Source organism: Longirhabdus pacifica, from assembly GCF_004115085.1.
Classification (GTDB): Bacteria; Bacillota; Bacilli; order Paenibacillales; family DSM-105158; genus Longirhabdus; species Longirhabdus pacifica.
The window spans coordinates 187,911-210,658 of sequence record NZ_QXJP01000002.1 but is presented as its reverse complement, the minus strand read 5'-3'; the positions used below and the strand labels follow the sequence as shown (position 1 = coordinate 210,658).

Annotated in this window: 21 protein-coding genes; 14 read left to right on the top strand and 7 right to left on the bottom strand. The window is 36.8% G+C overall.

All coding sequences use genetic code 11. The features are described 5' to 3' along the window. Positions 1-130 precede the first annotated feature (130 nt). Together D1Z92_RS02375 and D1Z92_RS02370 are read left to right on the top strand one after the other, a co-directional pair. Positions 131-601 (top strand): DUF4912 domain-containing protein, encoded by a 471-nt coding sequence (locus D1Z92_RS02375; protein ID WP_128894050.1) that lies wholly within the window; start codon positions 131-133, stop codon positions 599-601. Between the two features lie 130 nt (positions 602-731). Beyond that, positions 732-3,539 (top strand): 1,4-alpha-glucan branching protein domain-containing protein, encoded by a 2,808-nt coding sequence (locus D1Z92_RS02370; RefSeq protein WP_240666542.1) that lies wholly within the window; start codon positions 732-734, stop codon positions 3,537-3,539. Positions 3,540-3,644: 105 nt separating this feature from the next. Here the strand turns inward: D1Z92_RS02370 and D1Z92_RS02365 are convergent, their stop codons facing one another. The 3 genes from D1Z92_RS02365 to D1Z92_RS02355 form a co-directional block, all read right to left on the bottom strand. Continuing rightward, positions 3,645-4,841, bottom strand: a complete 1,197-nt coding sequence (locus tag D1Z92_RS02365) for a chromate transporter (protein ID WP_128894048.1) — start codon at positions 4,839-4,841, stop codon at positions 3,645-3,647. Between the two features lie 134 nt (positions 4,842-4,975). Beyond that, the gene (gene shc / locus D1Z92_RS02360) at positions 4,976-6,874 is read right to left on the bottom strand and encodes a squalene--hopene cyclase (protein ID WP_128894047.1); all 1,899 of its coding nucleotides are present in this window, start codon (positions 6,872-6,874) and stop codon (positions 4,976-4,978) included. Positions 6,875-7,045: 171 nt separating this feature from the next. Then, positions 7,046-7,897: a MerR family transcriptional regulator gene (locus D1Z92_RS02355; protein ID WP_128894046.1), complete on the bottom strand. Its 852-nt coding sequence runs from the start codon at positions 7,895-7,897 to the stop codon at positions 7,046-7,048. A 312-nt stretch (positions 7,898-8,209) separates the two neighbouring features. Here D1Z92_RS02355 and D1Z92_RS02350 point away from each other — a divergent pair, with 312 nt between their 5' ends. Next, positions 8,210-8,515 carry a YebC/PmpR family DNA-binding transcriptional regulator gene (locus D1Z92_RS02350; RefSeq protein ID WP_128894045.1) on the top strand — a complete coding sequence of 102 codons (306 nt, stop codon included), beginning with the start codon at positions 8,210-8,212 and terminating at the stop codon, positions 8,513-8,515. Positions 8,516-8,572: 57 nt separating this feature from the next. Here the strand turns inward: D1Z92_RS02350 and D1Z92_RS02345 are convergent, their stop codons facing one another. The 3 genes from D1Z92_RS02345 to D1Z92_RS02335 form a co-directional block, all read right to left on the bottom strand. Next, positions 8,573-9,346, bottom strand: a complete 774-nt coding sequence (locus D1Z92_RS02345) for a sulfite exporter TauE/SafE family protein (RefSeq protein WP_306438801.1) — start codon at positions 9,344-9,346, stop codon at positions 8,573-8,575. 597 nt (positions 9,347-9,943) lie between these two features. Further along, complete coding sequence (locus tag D1Z92_RS02340) at positions 9,944-10,990, bottom strand: FUSC family protein (RefSeq protein ID WP_164931413.1); 1,047 nt, start codon at positions 10,988-10,990, stop codon at positions 9,944-9,946. 136 nt (positions 10,991-11,126) lie between these two features. After that, entirely contained in the window at positions 11,127-11,663 is a 537-nt protein-coding gene (locus D1Z92_RS02335) for a hypothetical protein (RefSeq protein ID WP_128894043.1), read from the bottom strand. A 205-nt stretch (positions 11,664-11,868) separates the two neighbouring features. Here D1Z92_RS02335 and D1Z92_RS02330 point away from each other — a divergent pair, with 205 nt between their 5' ends. Then, complete coding sequence (locus D1Z92_RS02330) at positions 11,869-12,516, top strand: thiamine diphosphokinase (protein WP_128894042.1); 648 nt, start codon at positions 11,869-11,871, stop codon at positions 12,514-12,516. Positions 12,517-12,576: 60 nt separating this feature from the next. Here the strand turns inward: D1Z92_RS02330 and ymzB are convergent, their stop codons facing one another. Beyond that, positions 12,577-12,924, bottom strand: a complete 348-nt coding sequence (gene ymzB / locus D1Z92_RS02325; protein ID WP_128894041.1) for a protein YmzB — start codon at positions 12,922-12,924, stop codon at positions 12,577-12,579. 232 nt (positions 12,925-13,156) lie between these two features. On the opposite strand from ymzB, the gene D1Z92_RS02320 reads away from it, so the two are divergent. The 10 genes from D1Z92_RS02320 to D1Z92_RS02280 all read left to right on the top strand — a co-directional run bounded on the left by D1Z92_RS02320 (position 13,157) and on the right by D1Z92_RS02280 (position 22,738). Beyond that, a complete protein-coding gene (locus tag D1Z92_RS02320; RefSeq protein WP_128894040.1) occupies positions 13,157-14,347 on the top strand; it encodes an MFS transporter in 1,191 nt (396 codons plus the stop codon). Between the two features lie 57 nt (positions 14,348-14,404). Beyond that, positions 14,405-15,244, top strand: a complete 840-nt coding sequence (locus D1Z92_RS02315; RefSeq protein ID WP_164931412.1) for a DegV family protein — start codon at positions 14,405-14,407, stop codon at positions 15,242-15,244. A gap of 182 nt (positions 15,245-15,426) precedes the next feature. Then, positions 15,427-15,939, top strand: a complete 513-nt coding sequence (locus tag D1Z92_RS02310; protein WP_164931411.1) for a superoxide dismutase family protein — start codon at positions 15,427-15,429, stop codon at positions 15,937-15,939. A gap of 321 nt (positions 15,940-16,260) precedes the next feature. Next, positions 16,261-17,880: a Na/Pi cotransporter family protein gene (locus tag D1Z92_RS02305; protein WP_128894037.1), complete on the top strand. Its 1,620-nt coding sequence runs from the start codon at positions 16,261-16,263 to the stop codon at positions 17,878-17,880. A 156-nt stretch (positions 17,881-18,036) separates the two neighbouring features. Beyond that, a complete protein-coding gene (locus tag D1Z92_RS02300) occupies positions 18,037-18,243 on the top strand; it encodes a hypothetical protein (protein WP_128894036.1) in 207 nt (68 codons plus the stop codon). A gap of 54 nt (positions 18,244-18,297) precedes the next feature. Continuing rightward, on the top strand, positions 18,298-18,771 hold the full coding sequence (locus D1Z92_RS02295; RefSeq protein ID WP_128894035.1) for a glutathione peroxidase: 474 nt from the start codon (positions 18,298-18,300) through the stop codon (positions 18,769-18,771). Positions 18,772-18,826: 55 nt separating this feature from the next. After that, positions 18,827-18,964, top strand: a complete 138-nt coding sequence (locus tag D1Z92_RS17185) for a hypothetical protein (RefSeq protein WP_164931410.1) — start codon at positions 18,827-18,829, stop codon at positions 18,962-18,964. Between the two features lie 141 nt (positions 18,965-19,105). Then, entirely contained in the window at positions 19,106-20,158 is a 1,053-nt protein-coding gene (locus D1Z92_RS02290; protein ID WP_128894034.1) for an asparaginase, read from the top strand. A 211-nt stretch (positions 20,159-20,369) separates the two neighbouring features. Continuing rightward, positions 20,370-21,701, top strand: a complete 1,332-nt coding sequence (locus D1Z92_RS02285; RefSeq protein WP_128894033.1) for a cytochrome ubiquinol oxidase subunit I — start codon at positions 20,370-20,372, stop codon at positions 21,699-21,701. Continuing rightward, a complete protein-coding gene (locus D1Z92_RS02280) occupies positions 21,701-22,738 on the top strand; it encodes a cytochrome d ubiquinol oxidase subunit II (protein WP_128894032.1) in 1,038 nt (345 codons plus the stop codon). Before D1Z92_RS02285 ends, D1Z92_RS02280 begins: the two co-directional genes overlap by 1 nt. Positions 22,739-22,748 lie beyond the last annotated feature (10 nt).

The window sequence follows — 22,748 nt, the reverse complement described above, 5'->3', positions numbered from 1 at the left end:
GATTTAATTTCATATTTTTACTTAACCTTTCAATGGTATTGAAAGGTTTTTTTGTGTTTGTAAGCGTATATCGCATTCTTTTTGCTCATACAATATTATAATTTCATATTTGGAGAGGGGAACATGCTACATGAGTAATCGTATGGTGTTGATGCCTAGAGACAGTGCATGTCTTTTCACGTACTGGGAGGTAGAAGAAAAAACAAAAAAGTGGATGGGACAATATTTTCAATCCAACTGGAATGAACTAGATTTTAAACTCAGATTGTACAAAAGTGAAGATGCCAATGTAGCAAATGGAAAGCTGCAACATTGGGATATGAACATTCAGAAAGAAGATGATCATTTTTTTATTTTTAATCTGGTTCCGGATCAATTTTATTATATTGATTTTGGAATTGATAAATGTACTGATGAAAAAATCTTTACGTTATTGCGATCTAATGTCGTTACATTACCCTCTAATAGTATACGAAGAAGAAAAGGAGCACCTGCAAAAGCTTACCCTAGCAATGTGCTATATAAGCAGCCAATATGGAGGGATTACAGAAGAAACGCAAGTTGGTTCCGTAAATTTACAGGATACAACCTGACGAAATAAATAACAAAATAAGAATAAAAGAGGTTCAAGTCATATTTTCATAAAGATATGAAAGTTAAATATATATAACCTACTACTCAGGGCAATCAGGTTCTTTATTTTATATAGAAGGAGTGGAACATAGATATTGATGAAAACCTTTAATTTGATGTTACATGCCCACTTGCCTTATGTTTTTCATGGACAAAATGAAAAAGCAATAGAAGAGAGATGGTTGTTTGAAGCCATAACAGAATGTTATTTGCCGTTATTAGATACATTTGAAAGATTAGTGATCGATGAGATTCCTTTTCAAATTTCGTTATCTATTTCTCCGCCACTAATCACGATGTTGAAAATGAAAGAATTACAAGAAAGATATATACAGTATTTAGATCAAACCATTAAACTTGTGGAAAGGGAATTGGAAGTGTACGGAAATACAAAAGCTCCTCCCTCGTTAATCATGCATTACTACGAACATTTCAAACAGTTAAAAGTCTCGTATTGTACAAAATGGAACCGTGACTTGTTAGCGGCATTTCATTCCTTTGAAAAGCTTGGTCATCTAGAGCTCATTACGACCTCTATTACGCACGCTTTTCTGCCATACATTCATTCAAAAGAAGGCAAGAGAGCACAAATTCAACATGGTATTGACGAGTTTGTAGAAGCATTTGGTTCTAGACCGAAAGGCATATGGCTGCCAGAATGCGCCTATGAACAAGCATTGGAAGAGTTGTTACTCGAGGTCGGCATTCAATATATGTATACAGACAGTCATAGCATCTATCAAAACGAAAACGAAAAAGAAAAAGCATCCTCTTACGTATCTCCTGTTGTCACACCAAAAGGCATTGTTTCTCTCATTCGAGATGATAAACTATGCAGGCAAGTGTGGAGTCTATTAGAAGGATATCCTGGCGATGCAGATTATCGTGAATATTATCGTGATCTTGGTTTTGATGCAGAAGAAAATTACATCAAGCCATTTCTTCACCCATCTGGCATTCGCTTGAATACAGGGTTGAAGTATCATCGGATTACTGGAAAAGAACATAAGGATTGGTACAATCCTGTGATAGCCAAACAAAAAATAATGCAGCATGCAGAACACTATACTCACTTGCTGGCACAGTACGAGCATAACGACAAAGATGTAGCAACTCCACTCATTACGGCTGCGTTTGACGCTGAATTGTTCGGTCATTGGTGGTATGAAGGTCCCCAGTGGATTGAGCAATTATGTAGGAATATTGCAACACATCCATCGGTACAAATGTCTTCTCCTTCCCGTTATTTAGAACATCACATTACAAAAAACAGAACCGAATTAACGTTTTCAACTTGGGGAAGAAATGGACATGGTGAAGTTTGGCTGAACCATAAAAACTGTTTTATTTATCCCAAATTGCATGACATGGAATATAAAATGATGGAGTTAGTAAACCATTATATACACCCTACTGACTTGGAAAAACGAGTGTTGGAACAATGTGCTCGCGAATTATTTTTATTACAAAGTAGCGACTGGGCTTTTATTTTGGATAATGAAACGACGGTAGAATATGCCATGAGAAGAATGAATTTGCATTCAGAACGATTTTATTATTTAGTGGATCAATTAGCAAGTCAACAAATAGATGCAGTCATACTGCAAGAAATAGAGTCTCTAGATCGAATTGCAATAAAAGTTAATCTTTCTCACTTTCAAACAATGGGAGAGATGAGAAAGGTAAACGATAAGAAATCTAGAGTCATTGTACTTTCTTGGGAATTTCCACCACTTGTCATCGGTGGCATATCCGCGCATGTTTATGAGCTTACCCGCCAATTGGCAAACAAAGATGTAGAGGTTCATGTTGTCACCTGTCATAGTCAAGATAGCGAGGCTTATGAATGGGTACATGGTGTACACGTACATCGCTGTTTACCTTTGCAATCCGATGATCATGAATTTATAGATTGGGTATTTCAGTTGAACATTGCAATGTATGATAAAGCGATGGAGCTCTTCTCTTATGGATTTACTTTTGATATGATTCATGGTCACGACTGGCTAGTTTCTTATGCTGCGACGCAGCTGCAAGAAGAATTGAAAATTCCATTAGTTTGTACAATACATGCTACAGAACATGGGAGGAATCAAGGCATTTTCACAAGTTTACAGGAGAAAATATTTGCTCAAGAGAGTAAGCTAATGAGACAATCACAAAAAGTCATTTGCTGTAGCAAATCAATGTACGAAGAAATTAAACATGTTTACGGCATTCATGAGAGTAAAATTAGGACTATACCTAATGGCATTAATGTTGAGCACCATGTCGATTCTAACAAAACGTATATGGAAGATTGGAGCGATGATCCCATTGTTTTCTTTATTGGAAGATTGGTAAGGGAAAAGGGAGTGCATATTCTGTTACAAAGTGTGCCGGACATATTAGCACACGTTCCCAATGCAAAATTCATGATAGCTGGAACGGGACCCATGGAAGAACATTTACATCAGCAAGTACAATCGGCAGGGTTACATGACAGAGTGAAGTTTTTTGGTTTTGCCGATGAAGAAGATCGTTACCATTTATTTCGCAAGGCCACCATCAGCGTTTTTCCAAGTCTCTATGAACCATTTGGTATTGTTGCACTAGAGTCCATGGCTGCTAATGTTCCTGTTATCGTTTCTGATGTAGGGGGATTAAGTGAGCTCGTAGAACATGATCAAACAGGAGTAAAAGTGCCATCGCACGATATAAAAGCGCTAGCTTCTAGTATTATTCATATGTTACAACATCACGCATGGAGGGATGCTCTAGCCCATGCAGCATATGAAAAAGTGAAAAGTGACTACAGATGGGATCACATTGCCCATAAAACGCTAGAGGTATACAGTGATGTGACAGAGAAACAAAAACAAAATACATTCCACACAAATGATGATGGTGTGGACATAGCGAACTAAGTGTAAAATTTAGCTGTCAAAGACAACAACCTGAATTGTAGGTGGATACAATACAGCCCCTAAAAGTTAGAGTAACAAAACTAACTTTTAAGGGCGTTTTTATATTTATATATAGGACATGAGTGCACCGCCAGCCGCTGCAAAAGCAACAACAAACCATGCTGGAAATTTCCATACCATCAGCAAAGCAAAAGTGAATAGAGCCAGTACAAAATCTTTTGCATCGTTGATGGAAGTCGTCCAAATGGGATCGTATAATGCTGCCAACAAAATACCTACTACTGCTGCATTCACACCCATTAAAGCTGCTTGCACGTTTTTGCGTTTTCTTACACTGTTCCAAAATGGCAGCAAGCCAATAATAAGTAAGAAAGAAGGGAGGAAAATAGCTACCGTAGCAATAACAGCACCTTTCCATCCACTAATGACCATACCTAAATAACTGGCAAACGTGAATAATGGTCCTGGTATTGCTTGCGCTGCTCCATATCCAGCAAGAAAAGCTTCTTCCGTAATCCAACCAGAAGGAACCACTTCCCTTTCCAATAAAGGTAATACCACGTGACCGCCGCCAAACACGATAGATCCTACACGATAAAATGTATCAAATAGTTGTAAATAAAAGTTTGGAAAAGTGCGGCTTAGTATCGGGAGAACCAATAATAAAGCAAAAAATAATATTAGCGCAATGACACCTGCTATTTTGTTAACAGAGAATGGTATATCTGTTGAATGTGCGGGTTCTTTTACTTTGTTTTTAAAAGTGAAATAACCGATGATAGCTGCTAACAAAATAAGTAATAATTGTATCGATACTGTAGGTGAAATAAGAACAAAGCTAGCCGTAATCATCGCTATGGCAATACGTGGCTTGTCCGGTGTTAAATTTTTACTCATACCGATAATCGCTTGAATGACGACCGCCACCGCTGCAATTTTTAAACCAGACAACCAGCCTGCTTGCTGCACATCATAAAAATTTGTTAAATATGCGAACAGGACGAGTAACAAAATAGAAGGGAGGGTGAACCCAATCCAAGATATGATGCCTCCAAGCCATCCTCCACGCATCATGCCGATGGCGATACCGACTTGGCTACTTGAGGGGCCAGGTAAAAATTGTGCTAGTGCAATCGTGTCAGCATAAGATTTCTCATCTAACCATTTTTTTCTATGTACATAGCTTTCTCTAAAAAAAGCTAAGTGGGCAATGGGGCCTCCAAATGAAGTGAATCCTAACTTCGTACTTTCCCATAATAAGCTACCTAGCCTATGACCCAGTGATGTTTCATGGCGTTCCATAACGATGTCCTCACTTTCATATGTTGATAAATCCAGTATGAATACGGTTGTCCCAAAAAAGTGTAACACATTTTATGAAAGCTTGTAAGCTGTGAGCATCATAATATATGGTTAACTTTATGTTGAGAAACCATTTATGATGCACCAAATTTTTTCTTGTAGTGGGCTAAAGCTAACAGTGGCCAAATTTTATTGTAACTGTAATAACGAATATAAAAAATACCTGGTAAAGCACCTCCTGTAGGATAAATATCATTTTTCTCATGTGGTATATGATCGATAAGATACTGTATTCCCTTTTCTATCGCATCGATAGGCTTGTCATGTGTGGCAATTAATGCATCGACGGCCCAAGCACTATGGGAAAGAGTAGAGTAGGCTAAAGGAACGTATTTGGCTCGCTGATCACTGACACAAGATTCACCCCAGCCCCCATCATGATGTTGTATTTTCAACAGCCAGTTGACTGCTCTTTGAACACAGGGATGATCTTTTTTCTCTTGTACCGCCATTAAACCTGTTAGTGCTGCCCATGTACCGTAAATATAGCAAATGCCCCATCTACCGTACCATGAACCGTTCATTTCTTGATGGTCATACAACCAACGAACAGCTTTTGCAACAAAATCCTCGCTATTCGTTAATGCTGCAAAATTCCCTAAATATTCAAGTGCTCTGCCTGTTAAATCAGCGCAAGACAAATCAACAGCTGCATGCTGTGCGCCATGTAAAGGAATCCATTTCAGCACCTTTTTATTTGTTTCTTTTTCAAACGCTGGCCATCCTCCATCTTTATTTTGCATGGATCGCATCCATTGAAACCCTCTGTGAGCGGCTTTTCTAATATCTGTGTCATTGCTGGAGTATGCATGCAATGCTCTTAAGGTGGCTGTCGTGGTGTCGACATCGGGATTGATGGTATTTGAATCGGAAAATCCCCAACCTCCAGCTTGTGGATGTTTTAATCGCCGACCCCAGTCACTGATTTTGTGATGTTGGCGTAAAGTTAAATAATGCTTGGCACGCTCTAAACTTGGATGATGCTCCTGTACACCAGCTTGTTGCATCGCATAATGTATCAGGGCAGTGTCCCATACGGTGGAAGGGGAATTTTGAATCATTACCGTCTGATCACCACAGCATGCCATACTGTAAAGCCCTTGTATTGCATGTTTTATGACAGAATGATCTTTTTTATATCCTAATGAAGACAAAGCATAAACCATTAAAAAAGTGCTGCTTGCATAGCTGTATAAAGTCCCGTCACCTTCAATTCTTTCTAATAAAAATCTTTCCGCAGCTTTCATGGCTTTACTTCGAAGCTGCTCAGGCTTGACAGATAATTGTTTAATATATGTTTTAATGTTTGACATCAATACATGCGGGAATTTTGTAGATGATTTTCGCTGTGATGTATTGAAAGGTCGTGTGGCTATAGCATTGTCAATCATATCTTGAATTTGGGGTGTACTAGGATGAACGATAGCAAATTTTTTCGTATAAAGAATAAGAAGGGAAGCGATATGTACTCTAGCATACCCGGAAAAATCATAGAAGTGTATTGGTGAGTTGGTTGGAAGAATCATCATTTCAATTGGAATAGGTGGGAATCTATCCCATGAGTATTGTCCAGTGACAGCGAGTATCATTTGTGTCATTAAGCTTTTAACTTTGTTTAAGCCTCCCCTGGACAAGATGAATTGTTTCGCACGTAGCATGCGTGGATCATCTGCTTTGACATAGTGAGAGTATAACAGTGCATAATATGCTTCTACTGAAGCTTCTAAGTTTCCACCTTTTTCATCAGGAAAAACTTTCCAACTACCATTTGCTTGTTGCTTAGAAAAAATACGATGACATAAACGTTGAATGGTAACCTCATCCTGTATTTGCAGAGAGCGCAATAAGATAATCATATAAGCATCCATGGTGACACCAAGTTCGAAACAATATCTCCATGTACCATCTGTTGATTGCTCGTTAACAAGTTGGGTAAGCATTTGATTGATAGTTTGGTCTATTTTATTTCGCATGAATCCATCCTCACTTTCATCTATATCTTATTGTATGAAAGTGAGAAAGATGTTGTGTTAGGATGAAGTGTAAAATAACGAAAAAATGTGTACATCCTCTATGTAAGTGTTTTAATGTGTATTTATTTTTGTTGGAATTGAAATGAAACCTACAAAAAACATATATTTGTTTTAAACGATTCGATTTTTAATTGGTATTTGTATCAGTGTAATGAGCTCGCTCTGATCTTTTGTTGCGTATTTATCTATAACCGTTAACTCTACGCCATCACCAATAATATCGTAGTTTCTCTTATCCAAATCACTTAGTATTTTTTTATAGGAGTGATCCATCGTATCTTGACTGCCATGATGAGGATAACAAGCAAATAATCCTGCTGGAAGTTTTGTTTCTCCTTCACATTGATGTGTAGTCTGATCACACAAATAAAAAATACCTTTATATTGCGGGGATCGTTTTAATCTTAGATCTTCTTTCATCGTTACAATACCGATATCTCCTGTAAAAAAGTCGACATTATTTAATGGGATACTATTCTTAAGCTCACGAACATAAAGAGAGTAATGCGTTTTTGGATTCATAGTAGGAATGGTATTCACGACATGAATCGTTCTTTCTGGTATAAACTCATAAGTTACTTCGTTTTGTTCCCGCAATTGTTTGGCAAATTGGATTAGAGCTACTTTTTTCTCTAATATCGTTGCGGTTTCTTGTATGGCTTCCATTTCGGTTTGTAAATCGGTTAATTTTGCTTGTAACAGTTTTTGTGTCTCTTCTAAGGTGAGATTATTAATATAATCTTGAATGTCTTTTACAGAAAAACCGATTTTCCTCATAAATTTGATCGTATCTAACATGATTAATTGTTCCATCGTATAGTATCGATAATTACTATTCTCATCAATGAATTCTGGTTGAAAGATTCCTTTTTTATCATAGAAGCGTAATGTTGATTGAGGAATAGAATACATCTTGGAGACTTCACCAATTTTAAATTTATTCTCTAGCGTAGCTTTGCTCATGTAAACCCCCACTTATCCAATCTTATTTTATAAACATATTTAGCTTTACTTTACATAAAAATCGCTTTCATCATGTAAATGATAATCAGCTTACTGCTTTCATGCACTCGGTATAATCTTTTGAATTTTTTAATTTAATCTACTTAAACATAGGACGCTAAGATTATGCTGAGGTTTAATTTATTGATATGAGGAAAATTAGTATTTAAATACATTGTAAACTTGTAACCTACTTCAATGTCAAGAGTTTTTTGTAGTTTATACAGGATTCAAGTCGTTTGCGTACAAAAATAAAATATACTAGCATCAATAATGGAAAAAAATGAGATATATGAAAATACAGTAATGATGGAGGCTCTGAAAGCAGCCGCAGAAGATGTTGTAGCAGAAGAAGGCAGAATGGAAATTACAACGTCTCCAGAACAGTGTGAAGAAGTAAAAGATGCAATGGAGCAAAAAGAGTACGTGTTGGAGCGCATGGATTTTACCATGATGCCCTCAACCACAGTAGACTTAATTGGGGAGACATTTAATATTCTAATGCTATTTACATTGATGTTAAAGCATAACGATGCAAGAACTGGATCATGTTGCTGTCATGATTGCTGTCATGGATGATGTTTGGATCATGTATAGCAATGAGATCCGCGCTTGCATTTTTTGATACCATCATTTTTAATGAAGCATGTCCCATGCATTTTTGGCAATTAAAGCAATAGAAACAGTGATGAAAACGACTTTTATAAACGATGTTCCTTTTGTTATTGCTAATCTAGCACCACACAAAGATCCTAAAAACATCGCCATGGCGAGTGGAATACCATAACCGTAATGAACAGAATCAAGATACATAAAAGTAATCAGGGCAGCTATGTTACTAGCAAAATTCAATATTTTAGCATTTCCTGCTGCATGTACAAAATCAAATCCAACAAACAAAAAAGCAAAAATTAATAGCGACCCGGTACCGCCACCGATAAATCCATCGTAAAATCCAATAGAAAACATTAAGATTCCGAATAATACTGCTGTTTTTACTGTTAATTTTTTATATGTAGAAGTCGTTCCCCAATCTTTTTTTGCAACCGTGTAAACGGACACAACAGTTAGTAACACTAGTATAATTATTTTCAAATCCTCAGCGGATAGTATACTTACAAGAAAAACACCCAACACTGCGCCACAAAGAGAAAGTGGGAATAAAATAGAAACCAATTTCATATTTACTTTCCCTGATCTAATAAAAACAATGGAGCTGGTTAAGGAACCAACCGTAGCAGATAATTTGTTTGTGCCTAAAGCAACACTAGGAGGTAAGCCTGTTAATAGTAGTGCAGGAGTTGCTATGAGACCTCCTCCACCAACAATCGAATCAATGAAGCCAGCTAAAAATCCAGTTAAAATTAAAAACAACACGGTATACATACTGATGTCTTCTATGTTGATCATCTCATCTCTTTATAAAGTTAGTTTGTGTATGTATACATCATAATACAAAAACATTGTTTTTTCGATTATTTTTTTAAAAAAACGTTTTAGAGAGAAAGCAGATGCTTCTGGAGCAATGCTTCTCTCTCTAGTAAGTTTACTTTTCTAGTAATGAAAAGCTATACTTGCCAAATTCAATGCTGTGCGCACGGCGATTAGTATGCATGACAAAACATGCACCAACATGAAAATGGTAACTGGACATTGTTTAGTATAAAATATGATGGTTTAAGCTGGTTGGTTTAGATGATGGAGTAAGCCTTTTATATTCTATATGGTAATACTCCGTGATTGCATTTGATGTTAGTCTGTTTTCGTAATAACAGTATCCAAATAAAAACAGTGGAAATAAACGAAGGTATCTCTCCAAAAAATTTAACTCTCCTTTCGTCAAACTAAATTCAGTCTATGCAATAATATGTAAAGTGTTTGGATTATAATCCACTTTTTTTAAAAACACATAAAATGTTAATGGTACGATGCTACATTTTAAGCATAAATATACGAAAAAACATGCTTTCTCTGTGGAGAAAAAGCATGCTGCTAAGGGGTTGAACACTATAATGATGCAGTATAGTGCATTGTTTTTTTTCTAGAAAATAAAGTGTGAATCGCTAATATTTCATATGCAATAGAGCTTGATTTACTTAGGGTATATGTATCTTCTTGAATAGACGACGGACTGTGAAACATGGAAAGTAAAGTCGTAATACATTCATGAACTTTTTTCTGCATGTCCTTAGATTGAAATGTTGGATCGTCAATATGATGATGGATGACTTCCCACGCAGACCATAATATTTCTTTTTCTTTAGTGGAGATATCGTCACCACTATGGTGATTTATAGAAAGAATATCCCCAATATGAAAAGCGGTTTTTTGTATGATGCTTAATTTTTGTTGCAATCGCATTAATTTAATAAATGGTTGCTTCTTTTTTCTATGATAGCGATATTCTTCATGTTGAAAGTCAATAAGTTGTTGAATGTTTGCTAGCTCTTTTAGCAGTTGATCTAACTCAGATTCTAGCTTCTTTCGACTGCCTGTCCCATATATTTGATAGCGGAGGCTTTGCTCCACAAGCTCTTTTGTTTTACAAAATAATTGCTCATAAGAGGAACTAATCTTCTTCATGAAATTAGGAGGAAATACTAAAAAGTTGACGGCAATCGACACAATAATGCCTGTAGACGTTGTTCCTAATCTAGTGAGGAAGCTTAAAAAATGATGATCTTCTGTAACTGATATCATATTCATCGCGGTTAAGGTTGCTACAATAATGGCATCGTCCCATTTCAACCTATGACAAATAAAAATAGTGAAAAAAGCAGACAAACTATAACTAAGCGGATTTCCACCTAATACAGAATCAAAAAACATAGCTAAGCCAGCTCCAAGTGCTGCAGCTGGAAGTCTTACTTTTCCTTTTACAATGGATGAGCTTACAGTGGGCTCAATCGTCACAATGGCAGCAATAACAGCGAAAATAACAGGCCATCCTAGTAACTGACATATACTAGCGGTAATAAAGACAGCAAGCGCTGTTTTTATTAATCTTTTACCGAAAAATGCTTTGACCCAAATGGGAACTTGCTTTTCTTTCAAAATAAGTCATCCTATCTGCTGTATGCTTTAAATCATTTCGTTATTCCCAATCAGTATATCACAAAAAAATGAATGTATAAGTTTCTACATACAAAAACACCTTTCAATGAAAGGTGTTTTGGAAGATGCACGTATCTTACCATCCATTTAAAATATTCAAAAGATTATTTCCGGTTTCAGCTTCATAGGTTACAGATCCATTTGTAGAACCATCTATGTGTGTCGTCTCGTAATATACATCATGATCAGTGGCTATATCATACATCAAGTCTATAAAAACATCATTATATAGATCCATGCCTGCATTATATTCTGCTAATATTTCGTCATTTGATTTGTAATCAAAAATGCCGTCAATATCAGCATAGGTACCAAACATAAGTTCCACTGATTTTACATAAACATTATGTAGTTCTTGTACTTCTTCTGTTTCAAGTTCAAGGGCTCGTAATTCAGCAAAAAAATCATTTGTGTTTTGCTCTATTTCTTCTAGTGAGGTGAAGTCATCATAGAGAGATTGATACAACTCGCTTTCTTGTATTTGATATGAAGAAAAGTGATCGTTTAAATAAACTACGAGTTCTTCTTGTACTTTATCCTCATAAATGAAAAGTGCAAAAACGACGAATAGGATGCCAATGATGGAAATAACAGCACGTATTTTTTTTCTCAACTTTCAATTCCTCCTGATTTAATAGATATATTTTTAAATGTTTATTAAATGTTACCATTAAAAAAAATAAAAATCAACGTTTAAATAATTAACAAAATATATTGTTTCATTCATACACTGGTTTCATTTATGTATACATTCTATATCGTCATATTTTTATGTATAATGAAGGAGAAATGAAAGAAAAGGACATAGGAGATGTAAAATGAATAACAAAGTTATTATTTTTAGTGGTGGACTTTTAAGTGAGCATGCTCTTTCCCATATAAATGAAGGTGATTTTGTCATCGGTGCCGATCGTGGTGCAAAGTTTCTTGTTGATCATGGAATTACGTTAGATTTGGCTATTGGCGATTTTGATTCGGTGGAGGAGAACGACAAACAGCGCATTCAAAAAAGTAGTAAAAAATTTATTTCTTGTGACCCTGTTTTGAAAGATTATACTGACACGGAAATGGCCATGAACCACGCCATTGAAACAGAGACACAAGAAATAATGTTAACAGGGGTTACTGGAACTAGATTAGATCATGTTTTTGCTAGTGTACATCTATTAAAAATAGCGTTAGACAAACAAATCGTATGCTCCATCATAGATGACCACAATCATATACGGCTCGTAAACCGGCATCAAAAGACGATATTGAAAAAAAATGATAACTACCCCTATGTTTCATTACTCCCGTTATCGATGGAAGTGACCGGTATTACGTTGGTCGGGTTTCAATATCCATTGCACGATGCTTCGCTTTATATTGGGCAATCACTCGGTATTAGTAACAAGTTAGTAGATTCCAAAGGTGAGATTGTTGTGGAATCAGGTGAGTTGCTTGTGATGCAAACAAAGGACTAATGCATGAGCATAACATGAAGCAACCCATGAAGATATATTGTTCAACTATGTAAGGTCGTTTTATCGGTGAAGGCTGGTTAATTTATAATGTGCTCTTTCCGTTTGAATATGCAGTACACTCCCGTTGATGGCAACGTTAGGGATACCTTCAATTGGAACTACATAAATATCTTTTGGCAATTCGCTTTGCAACAGTTGGTAATCGGTGTCTATTGTCCCTGTTCCATGCAAGTATATAGCGGATTGTGGCAAGTAGCTGTCTAGATCATTAGGATCAAGCGGTGCATAGATCACTTGATCTAAATTCATGATAATCACATCAATATCTGTGCCTTCTTGCTTATGTATTTGGATCGTTTCTCCTTGGTGCTCATGTGACCATGTCCTAATTGTTTGGATATTGTCCATATTTTGATCTTCCTTCCTAATGTCATCATATGATACAATTCCCCATGGGAGTTTATTTATACTCATAACGATTATTGGAGGCATGATATAGATTATATCTATAGATTGTCAAATTGATGTGTGTAAATGTGTGTGGATGCATACCAATAGCGATACAATTCGACTGTTACTTTCTAGAACTAGTCGCAGCATGAGATACAATTACTTTAAATATTAAATGAGGGTTACGGTCATGAATAAAAGAACGTTTTTCATATTAGTAAGTATTATTTTTATTACAGGTTTAAATCAAGGACTTCTCATTCCTTTGCTGACCATTTTGTTGGAAAAGCAAGGATTATCCTCAACATTAAATGGTTTTCATACAGCAGGTTTGTATATCGGTATTATTGGTACTATGTTTTTTGTAGAGAGATGGGTTCTCCGCCATGGTTATAAAAAAATGATCATGATAGGTACATTGATTGTCATGGTGGCCTCTATTTTATTTCCACTATGGGATGCCTTAGCATTTTGGTTTGTATTACGTATGCTCATTGGTGTGGGGGATAGCATATTACATTACACGGTACAATTATGGATTGTGTCTACTAGCTCTGCTGCCACAAGGGGACGTACCATATCCTTATATGGCATGGCATACGGAGTAGGTTTCAGTGTAGGTCCTTTGGGGATCAATTTGTTGGCTTTAAATCAATGGATCGCATTTGTTCTCTTATCTGTATTGTTTGGTGCTGCTTTTATTGTCGTTAGAGGATTATCTAATGAATTCCCTCAAACCGAACGAGAAGCAGATATGTCCACTAAACCTAAAAATAAATATGCTTATTTATACCGATTGGCATGGTTTCCACTTATTCCAGCCTTGTTGTACGGATACATGGAAGCGAGCATGAATGGTATTTTTCCTATTTATGGTATCAATGTGCTTGGCTTTGAAGCGCCAGCGGTGTCTCTTTTGCTATTTGCAATCGGTGCAGGTGGTCTGATTTTTCAATACCCACTTGGTATGCTAAGTGATAAGATAAGTAGAAAGAAAGTGTTGATGGGATTGGCACTTGTAGGTGGAACAGCATTCTTACTCGTTCCTTTTGTTCCTAGCTCTTTTGGAGTCATATTTATTTTGTTTATTATCGCTGGTGGGTGCGTAGGTTCATTCTTCTCATTAGGACTTGCCTATGCTGCAGATATATTACCTAAATCTGCTTTACCTACAGCAAATGTAGTCGCATCTTTATTGTTTAGTGCTGGAAGTTTAATGGGTCCGACATTAACAGGGTTTTCGATGGAATTCGTATCAAAACATAGCTTGTTTTATGGTTTTGCTGGTTTTTATCTTACATTCTTCTTGCTTGGATTTTTATTTCAACGAAGTCAGAAGAAAGTAGCTTACCAACAAATGGATACGTTGAATGAAGCATGATAATAGAATACAACTTAGAAGATGAGTGTAGAACATTCAAGAGGAGAGTGTAACGGGATGACAGTAAAAATAATTACAGATGGTAGTGCAGATCTTCCAAAGCATATAATAAATGAGTTCAACATTAGCATTGTGCCGCTTCGAGTGCATTTTCAAGATGAAGAGATGGATTCGACTACAAATATTGCAGTATATTACGAAAAAATGAAAACAGCAGATCAATTGCCAACAACATCTAGTCCTTCGCCACATCAGTTTTACGAAGCGATTACTGGTGCGGAGGATGCGGAGGGTGTGATTGTCATTACTTGTTCTGCTAATCTTTCTAGCACGTATCAACATGCCTTAATGGCAAAAGATATGATACAACAAGAAAGCAGAAAAGCAAACATAGCCATCATTGATTCCAAAACAGCTTCTATGGGTCTAGGACTGATTGCATACAAAGCGGCAAAATGGGCAAAGGAAGAACTGGATTTTAAACAAACGCTGGAAAAAGTAATAAAGCAAGTGGAGCAATCCAAAACGTATTTTGTTTTAGATACGTTGGAAAATGTCATTAAAGGTGGAAGATTAGATAAGATGAGAGGTAAATTTGCTTCTTTACTTAATATTAAGCTGTTGATGATGGCTTCACCAGAAGGAACAATACAAATTGAAGATAAATTAAGAGGTAGTCAAAAGGCGTTAAAGAAAATGGTTGAAAAGATTTCGGAAGTAAAGCAAGAGTTTAATTCTTCCATTCTTTCTGTTACGCATTACAATTGTGAGAGCAGAGCAAAAAAAGTGATTGAAATGATATTAGAGAAGCATGCTTTCCAAGAAGTGATCATTTCACCGATGGGTCCAGTCATAGGGACATATGGAGGAGAAGGCGCAATCATGGTTACTTGTTAATACCGTTGTACAAAAAAACACTGAAAAGGTCTGTATCGAAATAGATACAGGCCTGTTTTGATGTAAAGGACATGATTGTAACGTAATGTACATATGATGTTGATGACACTATATTGACTTATTTTTTGAACAACAAGGCAGTAAATTACATGCTACATAGAAAAATGAAGGGAGAGTGTGTGGTGAAGAAGCGGGTCTTCATAGTTGCACTTATATTTAGTGTTATCATGTTAGGCACCATGGTGTACGTAAACTTTCACGACGATGAGCAAATAACAGCGGAACTAATGGACAAGCAAGGCCATATCGTTGGAACAGCTACCTTTTCGACGCATAAAGAAGGAGTTCAAATTGATCTTCATGCCAACTTATCGGAAGGGATGCATGGATTTCATATCCATGAACATGGTGTGTGTGAGCCACCTGATTTTGTAACAGCAGGAGGACACTATAACCCGAGTAAGCAATTGCATGGCAATCATGCGGGTGATTTACCGAATATTGTAGGAAACGATCGTGGGTACACTAAAATTTCAATCATTACTGATCGCATTTCGCTGAAAAAAGGAAAGTGGAATTCCATCATAGAAGAAAACGGAACATCCATCATGGTGCATCAATACGGTGACGATGGAAAAACAGACCCCTCAGGAAACAGTGGTCCACGGATGGCATGCGGAGTAATTAAAAAATAGTTCTTTTAACTTGTCCTTGTCATTCCATACCTTAACATGAAGGTTATTCCTCCATGATGTTTATTATTTGTTTGCCTGTAACATCCTGCCTTTTTCTATACATGGTGGGATGTTTTTCATTCGTAATATTCCATACACGACATCATGAAATGAAAAGAATAGGACATACTTTTACATAGATAATGAGTTGAAAAAGAATGATAAAAATATAATATTTACGAAAACTTAATATTCCCTTTTCAAACAGCTGAAAGTTGGATATAATATGCGAGGTTAGTTTTTTGTCGAAATATAAGGAGACGCAATGGAGGAGAATCAGAGATGGATTGGCAAACGATAATTTTTAATTTCATCGGTGGTTTAGGGATATTTCTATTCGGCATCAAGTATATGTCAGATGGATTGCAGAAAACCGCTGGTGACCGCATGCGTAGTTTGTTGGATAGGTATACGACAAACCCTGTGATGGGAGTAATAGTCGGTATTGTTGTCACTATACTTATACAATCGTCTTCAGGAACGACGGTCATGGCTGTCGGGTTCGTTAATGCAGGATTAATGACGTTACGACAAGCAATTGGTGTTATTATGGGTGCAAACATAGGAACGACGGTTACAGCATTTATAGTTGGGGTAGATATTGATGAATACTCCTTGCCAATTATTGCAGCAGGAGCTATTTTAATTTTCTTTATCAAGAACAAAAAAGTACAATACATAGGACAAGTTATTTTTGGTTTCGGGATGTTGTTCCTAGGATTAAAAACGATGGGTAGTGGGGTAAAACCACTTAGAGAACTTGATGTGTTCGTTGATTTTATCGCACAATTCTCAGACATACCAGTACTTGGTGTTGTCGTTGGAGCAATATTCACCATGATTGTGCAGAGTTCCAGTGCTACCATTGGTGTGTTGCAAACGATGGCTTCAGAAGGACTCATTGATTTAAAATCATCATTGCCGGTATTATTCGGTGACAACATCGGAACGACAATTACTGCAGTATTAGCAGCAATAGGAACGACAGTAGCAGCTAAACGTGTTGCAGCTGCCCATGTTGTTTTCAACATCATTGGTACGATTATATTCGTGCTTGCGTTGCCGTTAGTGGCTATGGCAGTCGGATGGGTTGGAGAACTTACAGATGCAGACGTACGTATGGAAATTGCATATGCACACGGTATGTTCAATGTCTCGAATACATTAATTCAGCTACCATTCATTGCTTTGCTCGCTCTGTTAGTTAGCAAAATGATACCTGGAAATAAAAATGAACTCGAATTCGGAGCGAAGTATCTTGACCCAAGATTACTGGAGAATCCATCTGTAGCATTAGGTCAGGCACAGCATGAAATTGTTAGAATGGGTGAAATTGCACGTGCTTCCTTGATTGATGCGAAACAGTACTTTACAACGAAAGACGACAAAATTAAAAACCTTGCGATACAAAAAGAAGAAATCATCAACGATTTAGACAAAAAAACAACCGAATATTTAGTACAAGTACAACAAAATTCATTAAGTGAACAAGAATCCGCAAAAAACTCTATCTTAATGCAAACCATCAATGATATTGAGCGTATTGGGGATCATACAGAAAATATAGTAGAACTAGCTGAGTTTTCATTTGACAATAAAGTCACGTTTTCTGACAACGCATTATCAGAACTGCTAGAGATGATTGACATTGCAGATAAGACCATTGGAGATGCACTGAAAGCGTTGGAAAATGACGATGTGAAATTGGCAGAAACCGTGCTTGAAAATGAAAGTAAGTTAGATGAAATGGAGCGCATATTTAGAAAGCGTCATATTGCGAGGTTGAATCAAAACCTATGTAATGGAACTTCGGGTTCTGTATTTTTAGACATGTTGAGTAATTTAGAACGTATGGGTGACCACTCTAAAAACATCGCTCAGTATGTCATATATGGGGAATAGAAATAAAACAACATAGAACGAAATAAAGCGCGTTTATATTACCTCTAATGTAAGACAGCTCACTGTCTATATTAGAGGTTTTTTTATTCTCTTCCGTTCTTTATAGTGGTATAATTAATTCGTTAAAAAGAACAAGCGTTGAGGGAGGTATATGTAATGGTGGATGAACAACAGGAAACAATCTATCAGTTATGGCAATTTTATAATGCGATCATTAGTCTAGAAGATGCATTATCCCATGCTAACCCTTATGTACAAACGATTGTAGAAAAGGAATACCCACTTTTTAGTGAGCAAGTAAAACCCGTAAAAGCGTGGATATGGACATGCATAGAGCAAATTCAGCAATTGCATTATAATTAAATACAGTTTAAAATGAATTTATGCATCAATATTATTCGATGGAGTGTGAGCATATTGTCCATATATGATTATAATGTTTCCTATCGTAAAAAAGATCATGAACTAGAGCAGTATAAAGACAACGTATTGCTTGTTGTGAACACAGCAAGTAAATGTGGTTTCTCACCACAGTATAGTGAATTGGAAGAGATGTATCAGCAATATAAGGATCAAGGTTTTCAAATATTAGCTTTTCCATGTAATCAATTCGGGAACCAAGAGCCTGGCAATGATGAACAAATTCAAGAATATTGTACGATTAATCATGGTGTTACTTTTCCAGTCATGGACAAAGTAGACGTGAATGGAAAAGATGCAGATCCACTTTATAAGTACTTATCTAACGAAGCACCTGGCGTATTAGGAAGTAAGAGCATTAAGTGGAATTTTACTAAATTTTTAATTGATCGTGATGGTAAAGTGGTAGGGAGATTTGCGCCTAAAACGAAACCTTCTGAAATGCATGAGGAAATCCAAAAGCTGTTATAAAGTAGCTGCAAAAAGCACATACTTAAATCATCAAACGTGATGGTGAGGTGCTCTTATGCCTAGACATAAAAGCAGTAAAATAAAGGATCAGCAAAACGATGCATCACTGCAAGAAGAGGCGATGACGCCAAAAGAAAAAAGTTTGAAACATACCGCTCCAAGCTTAAATAACATCAATAAAAATCAAACATAATATTCACAAAAATAGCATCATCTGCTAAAATGAAAGAAAACCGCTGTAATGGCGGCTTTTTTATTTTAATTAGCTTTTCATTCATGGCATAAATCAGCATGTTTACAATGGAATAAAGGCTCTAGGGAGGCATAAGTCGCTTTGAATAATATTTTAGTGATGTTTACAGGTGGGACGATCGGCAGCAAAAATAAAGAAGATGTTATTAACGTACAATCTTCCTCCTATTTCTTATTAGATGAGTATCATCAGTTTACAGGAAATAAAGATGTGCAATTTGAACCTATACAACCGTTAAATCAATTAAGTGAAAACTTGCATCCTCAAGACTGGATTACTTTTCATCACACATTAAAACAAGCATTAAAAGAAGAACATTGCGGTGTTATTATTACACACGGTTCAGATACATTAGCGCATACCACATCTGCAATGAGTTTGTTGTGTGCTGAGTTCGATATTCCTATCATTTTCATTGCTAGTAATTATCCTATTCATGATCCAAGAAGTAATGGGCTTCGTAATTTTCGCAGCGCAGTTGACTTTATTATTCACCAACACATTCCCGGTTGTTTTGTCATTTATGAAAATGAACGAAGGGAATCTGTCGTGCATCTTGCGAGTAGATTACTGCAATGTACACATTACACGGATGAATTTAAAAGTTCTTTCGATGTTCCTTTCGGATATATGAATAACGGGGATTTTCATTGGAATACAAACAGGTTAAATCCTACGATAAATCAGGTGAAAAAAAATCAAGCGGCGCTGACGCCATGTTTTACTACACCTCAAGTCAGTACGGATGTATTCTATATTCAGCCTTATCCAGGTATTGATTATCGGTTTTACATGAGCGAAGGGCATGCGCCTACCAAAGCGATATTGCATGATGTGTATCATTCTGGTACCATCGGCACGAGAAAAGAAGCTCCGTCTGTGTCTTTGCTTGAATTTATTCAGCATTGCAAAGAACAACACATTGATTTTTATTTCGCTCCAATGCGAGGATGGGAGCAATCTATGTATCAGACCACACAGGCATGTATTGAAGCTGGTGCTATTCCACTTAAAAATATTACGGTGGAAACGGCTTTGGCTAAATTAATGATTGCTTACGGTTCATTAGAAGCGAAAGAAGATATTATATCGTACATACAATCACAACGCTTTTTTGAGTATCCTGACGTATAGGCATGACACTTCATTATGATCTGGAGTAGAGTCTAACTTTTTTGCATGTGTCCCGTTTTTCTTATAGCTTTTAACATAAGCTGCTACCACAAGGTATGCAGTTTTTTTGTTATTTATTGCAGTTATATTTTGGGAAATGGTCATATTGTGGGACGATTTGGCAATAATGCTACTATCAATACTTACATCTTTGTTTACTGGAGGAATGGTAGTGGATAATGTAGATATGGCCAGAGCTTTTTTTGGTTCATCGATGGCGTTTCATATTATTTTTGCAACATTAGGTGTGGGCATTCCCTTAATGATCGTTTTTGGAGAATTAATGTATCAAATTAAGAAAGATGACCACTATAAAATCATGGCTAAACGTTGGACGAGAGCGTTAGGCATCATACTGGGAGTAGCAATACCATCTGGAACCATTGTGGGTGTGCTCCTGTCTTTGCTATGGCCAGGATTTATGGAAATAGTAGGACAAGTGATTGCTGTTCCTTTTCAAGTGGAAATATGGGCTTTTTTTCTGGAAGCGATTTTTATGTCCATTTATGTTTTTGCAGCGGACCGGTTAAGTAATTTGATGCGTATCATCAGCGTTATCTTTGTCGCTATAGGGGCAACGGCATCCGCAGTATTTATTACCAATGTGCATTCATGGATGAATACACCGCGAGGATTTGATCTCGTGAATGGGGAAGTAGTCAATGTAGATCCCTGGGCAGCGGTGTTTAATCCTAGCTTTGCTGTCACTGCTACGCATGTTGTTGTTTCTGCCTATATGACTGGAGCGTTCATCATTGCGTCCATTGCAGCATTTCAATTACTCAAAAACAAGAATAACAATGAAAAAGAATACCACCGTAAAGCATTATTTTTGAGTTTAATGGTTGGGGGGCTCATGTCACTTACAACTGCAATTAACGGGCATGAAACAGCACAAATGCTACATGAATATCAGCCAGAAAAGTTAGCTGCGGCGGAAGGACTGTTTGAAACGACAGCTTATGCGCCATTGGCCATAGGTGGTTACGTAGATAAAGAAAGTGAAGAAGTAATAGGCGCAGTAGAAATTCCGTGGGCGTTAAGTTTTTTGGCAACCAACCGATTTGATGGTGAAGTCAAAGGATTGAATGAATTCCCTAAAGATACGTGGCCACCGCTGTATATTCATATTTTGTTTAATATTATGGTTGGTGTAGGCACTTTTCTTATTATCATTTCATTTGTTTCATTATTTTATAGATTTGTGCTGAAAAAAACGTATCCTAGGTGGCTGCTGTGGATTTTGACCACCACAGGGCTATTCGCAATGATCGGCATTCAATCAGGTTGGATTTTTAGTTGCACGGGACGACAGCCTTGGACGATTTACTACATACAAAAGACAGAAGATGCGGCAACCACATCGCCAGGTATCGGTACACTGTTTGTGATGTTCATCTCTTTATATGTGCTGCTACTTCTTTTGACGATGATTATTATGCTGTTTTACTTTAGAAGAAATCCGCTGAGTAAAGAGTTGCATGGGAAGGGCGTGAACGGATAATGAATGAAGCCTATGTAGCGATTTCGTTGCTGTGGATATTTATTTTTATTTATTCTATTGCAGGAGCGATCGATTTTGGTGCAGGTTTTTGGGCGTTTGTTTTTGAAAAAAATGAACAAACAAGAGCGGGAGTGTTGGCGAATAAATTTTTGTCCCCAACATGGAAAATTACAAATGTGTTTCTTGTATTGATCGTCATCGCGTTTGTAGGTTTTTTCCCGAGAGCTACCTTCATGTTAGGAACATTATTGTTGTGGCCGGTATGTATTATATTAATTTTGCTGACCGTACGCAGCTCATTTATGGTTTACGCCTATTCTGCTAAGTATTTTCAACGTGCACTGAAAACTAGCTCCGCTATCTCTGGGATCTTAATCCCTTCTTTGTTCATCAGCGTGCTTCCGATTACGTTAGGTGGTTTTATTGAAGAACAGAACGGTACGATGCAAATTCAATTTATGACATTGTTACAAAGTGTCACGTTATATACACACATTGGTTTTGGTTTAACATCTGCTTTGTATTTGAGTGCCTTGTTTTTAGCGGACTACGCTAGAGAGGCTAGAGATAACGCAGCCTATATCATTTACCGAAAATGGGCCATCATACTGGGTCCATTAACACTTGGTTTTGCTGTATTAGTAACAGAAACGATGGTAGAAGAGGCGAGCTGGATTGTGGATCGCTTTAGGGATAACGGATTGTGGTTTGGTTTATCCATTGCGGCTTTTATTTTCGCCTACATTTCTTTATGGATAAAAAAAGGCGACGATATTGGTCATCCTCGCTTTGCAGTAGTTGGTTGTATCTTGCAATATGGTTTAGCAAGTTATGCGTATGGAAACGCACACATGCCATATATCATCTATCCCATTTTAACGATTGAGCAGGGGGTGACGAATCCGGAAATGTTTCGTTCGCTGCTTCTGAGTTATAGTATCGGGATTGTGATATTGGTTCCATCTTTCATTTTATTTTGGAAGTTGTTTTTGAAAGATCAAAAATATTTAAACCCTAATGAAAACCCAGAAGAATAGAGCATTGAGC

Bases quoted from the DNA above. Each gene is read 5' to 3' on its own strand.
- D1Z92_RS02375 (WP_128894050.1), top strand. From the start codon at position 131: ATGAGTAATCGTATGGTGTTGATGCCTAGAGACAGTGCATGTCTTTTC.
- D1Z92_RS02370 (WP_240666542.1), top strand. From the start codon at position 732: ATGAAAACCTTTAATTTGATGTTACATGCCCACTTGCCTTATGTTTTT.
- D1Z92_RS02365 (WP_128894048.1), bottom strand. From the start codon at position 4,841: ATGGAACGCCATGAAACATCACTGGGTCATAGGCTAGGTAGCTTATTA.
- shc (WP_128894047.1), bottom strand. From the start codon at position 6,874: ATGCGAAATAAAATAGACCAAACTATCAATCAAATGCTTACCCAACTT.
- D1Z92_RS02355 (WP_128894046.1), bottom strand. From the start codon at position 7,897: ATGAGCAAAGCTACGCTAGAGAATAAATTTAAAATTGGTGAAGTCTCC.
- D1Z92_RS02350 (WP_128894045.1), top strand. From the start codon at position 8,210: ATGGAAAAAAATGAGATATATGAAAATACAGTAATGATGGAGGCTCTG.
- D1Z92_RS02345 (WP_306438801.1), bottom strand. From the start codon at position 9,346: ATGATCAACATAGAAGACATCAGTATGTATACCGTGTTGTTTTTAATT.
- D1Z92_RS02330 (WP_128894042.1), top strand. From the start codon at position 11,869: ATGAATAACAAAGTTATTATTTTTAGTGGTGGACTTTTAAGTGAGCAT.
- ymzB (WP_128894041.1), bottom strand. From the start codon at position 12,924: ATGGACAATATCCAAACAATTAGGACATGGTCACATGAGCACCAAGGA.
- D1Z92_RS02320 (WP_128894040.1), top strand. From the start codon at position 13,157: ATGAATAAAAGAACGTTTTTCATATTAGTAAGTATTATTTTTATTACA.
- D1Z92_RS02315 (WP_164931412.1), top strand. From the start codon at position 14,405: ATGACAGTAAAAATAATTACAGATGGTAGTGCAGATCTTCCAAAGCAT.
- D1Z92_RS02305 (WP_128894037.1), top strand. From the start codon at position 16,261: ATGGATTGGCAAACGATAATTTTTAATTTCATCGGTGGTTTAGGGATA.
- D1Z92_RS02300 (WP_128894036.1), top strand. From the start codon at position 18,037: ATGGTGGATGAACAACAGGAAACAATCTATCAGTTATGGCAATTTTAT.
- D1Z92_RS17185 (WP_164931410.1), top strand. From the start codon at position 18,827: ATGCCTAGACATAAAAGCAGTAAAATAAAGGATCAGCAAAACGATGCA.
- D1Z92_RS02280 (WP_128894032.1), top strand. From the start codon at position 21,701: ATGAATGAAGCCTATGTAGCGATTTCGTTGCTGTGGATATTTATTTTT.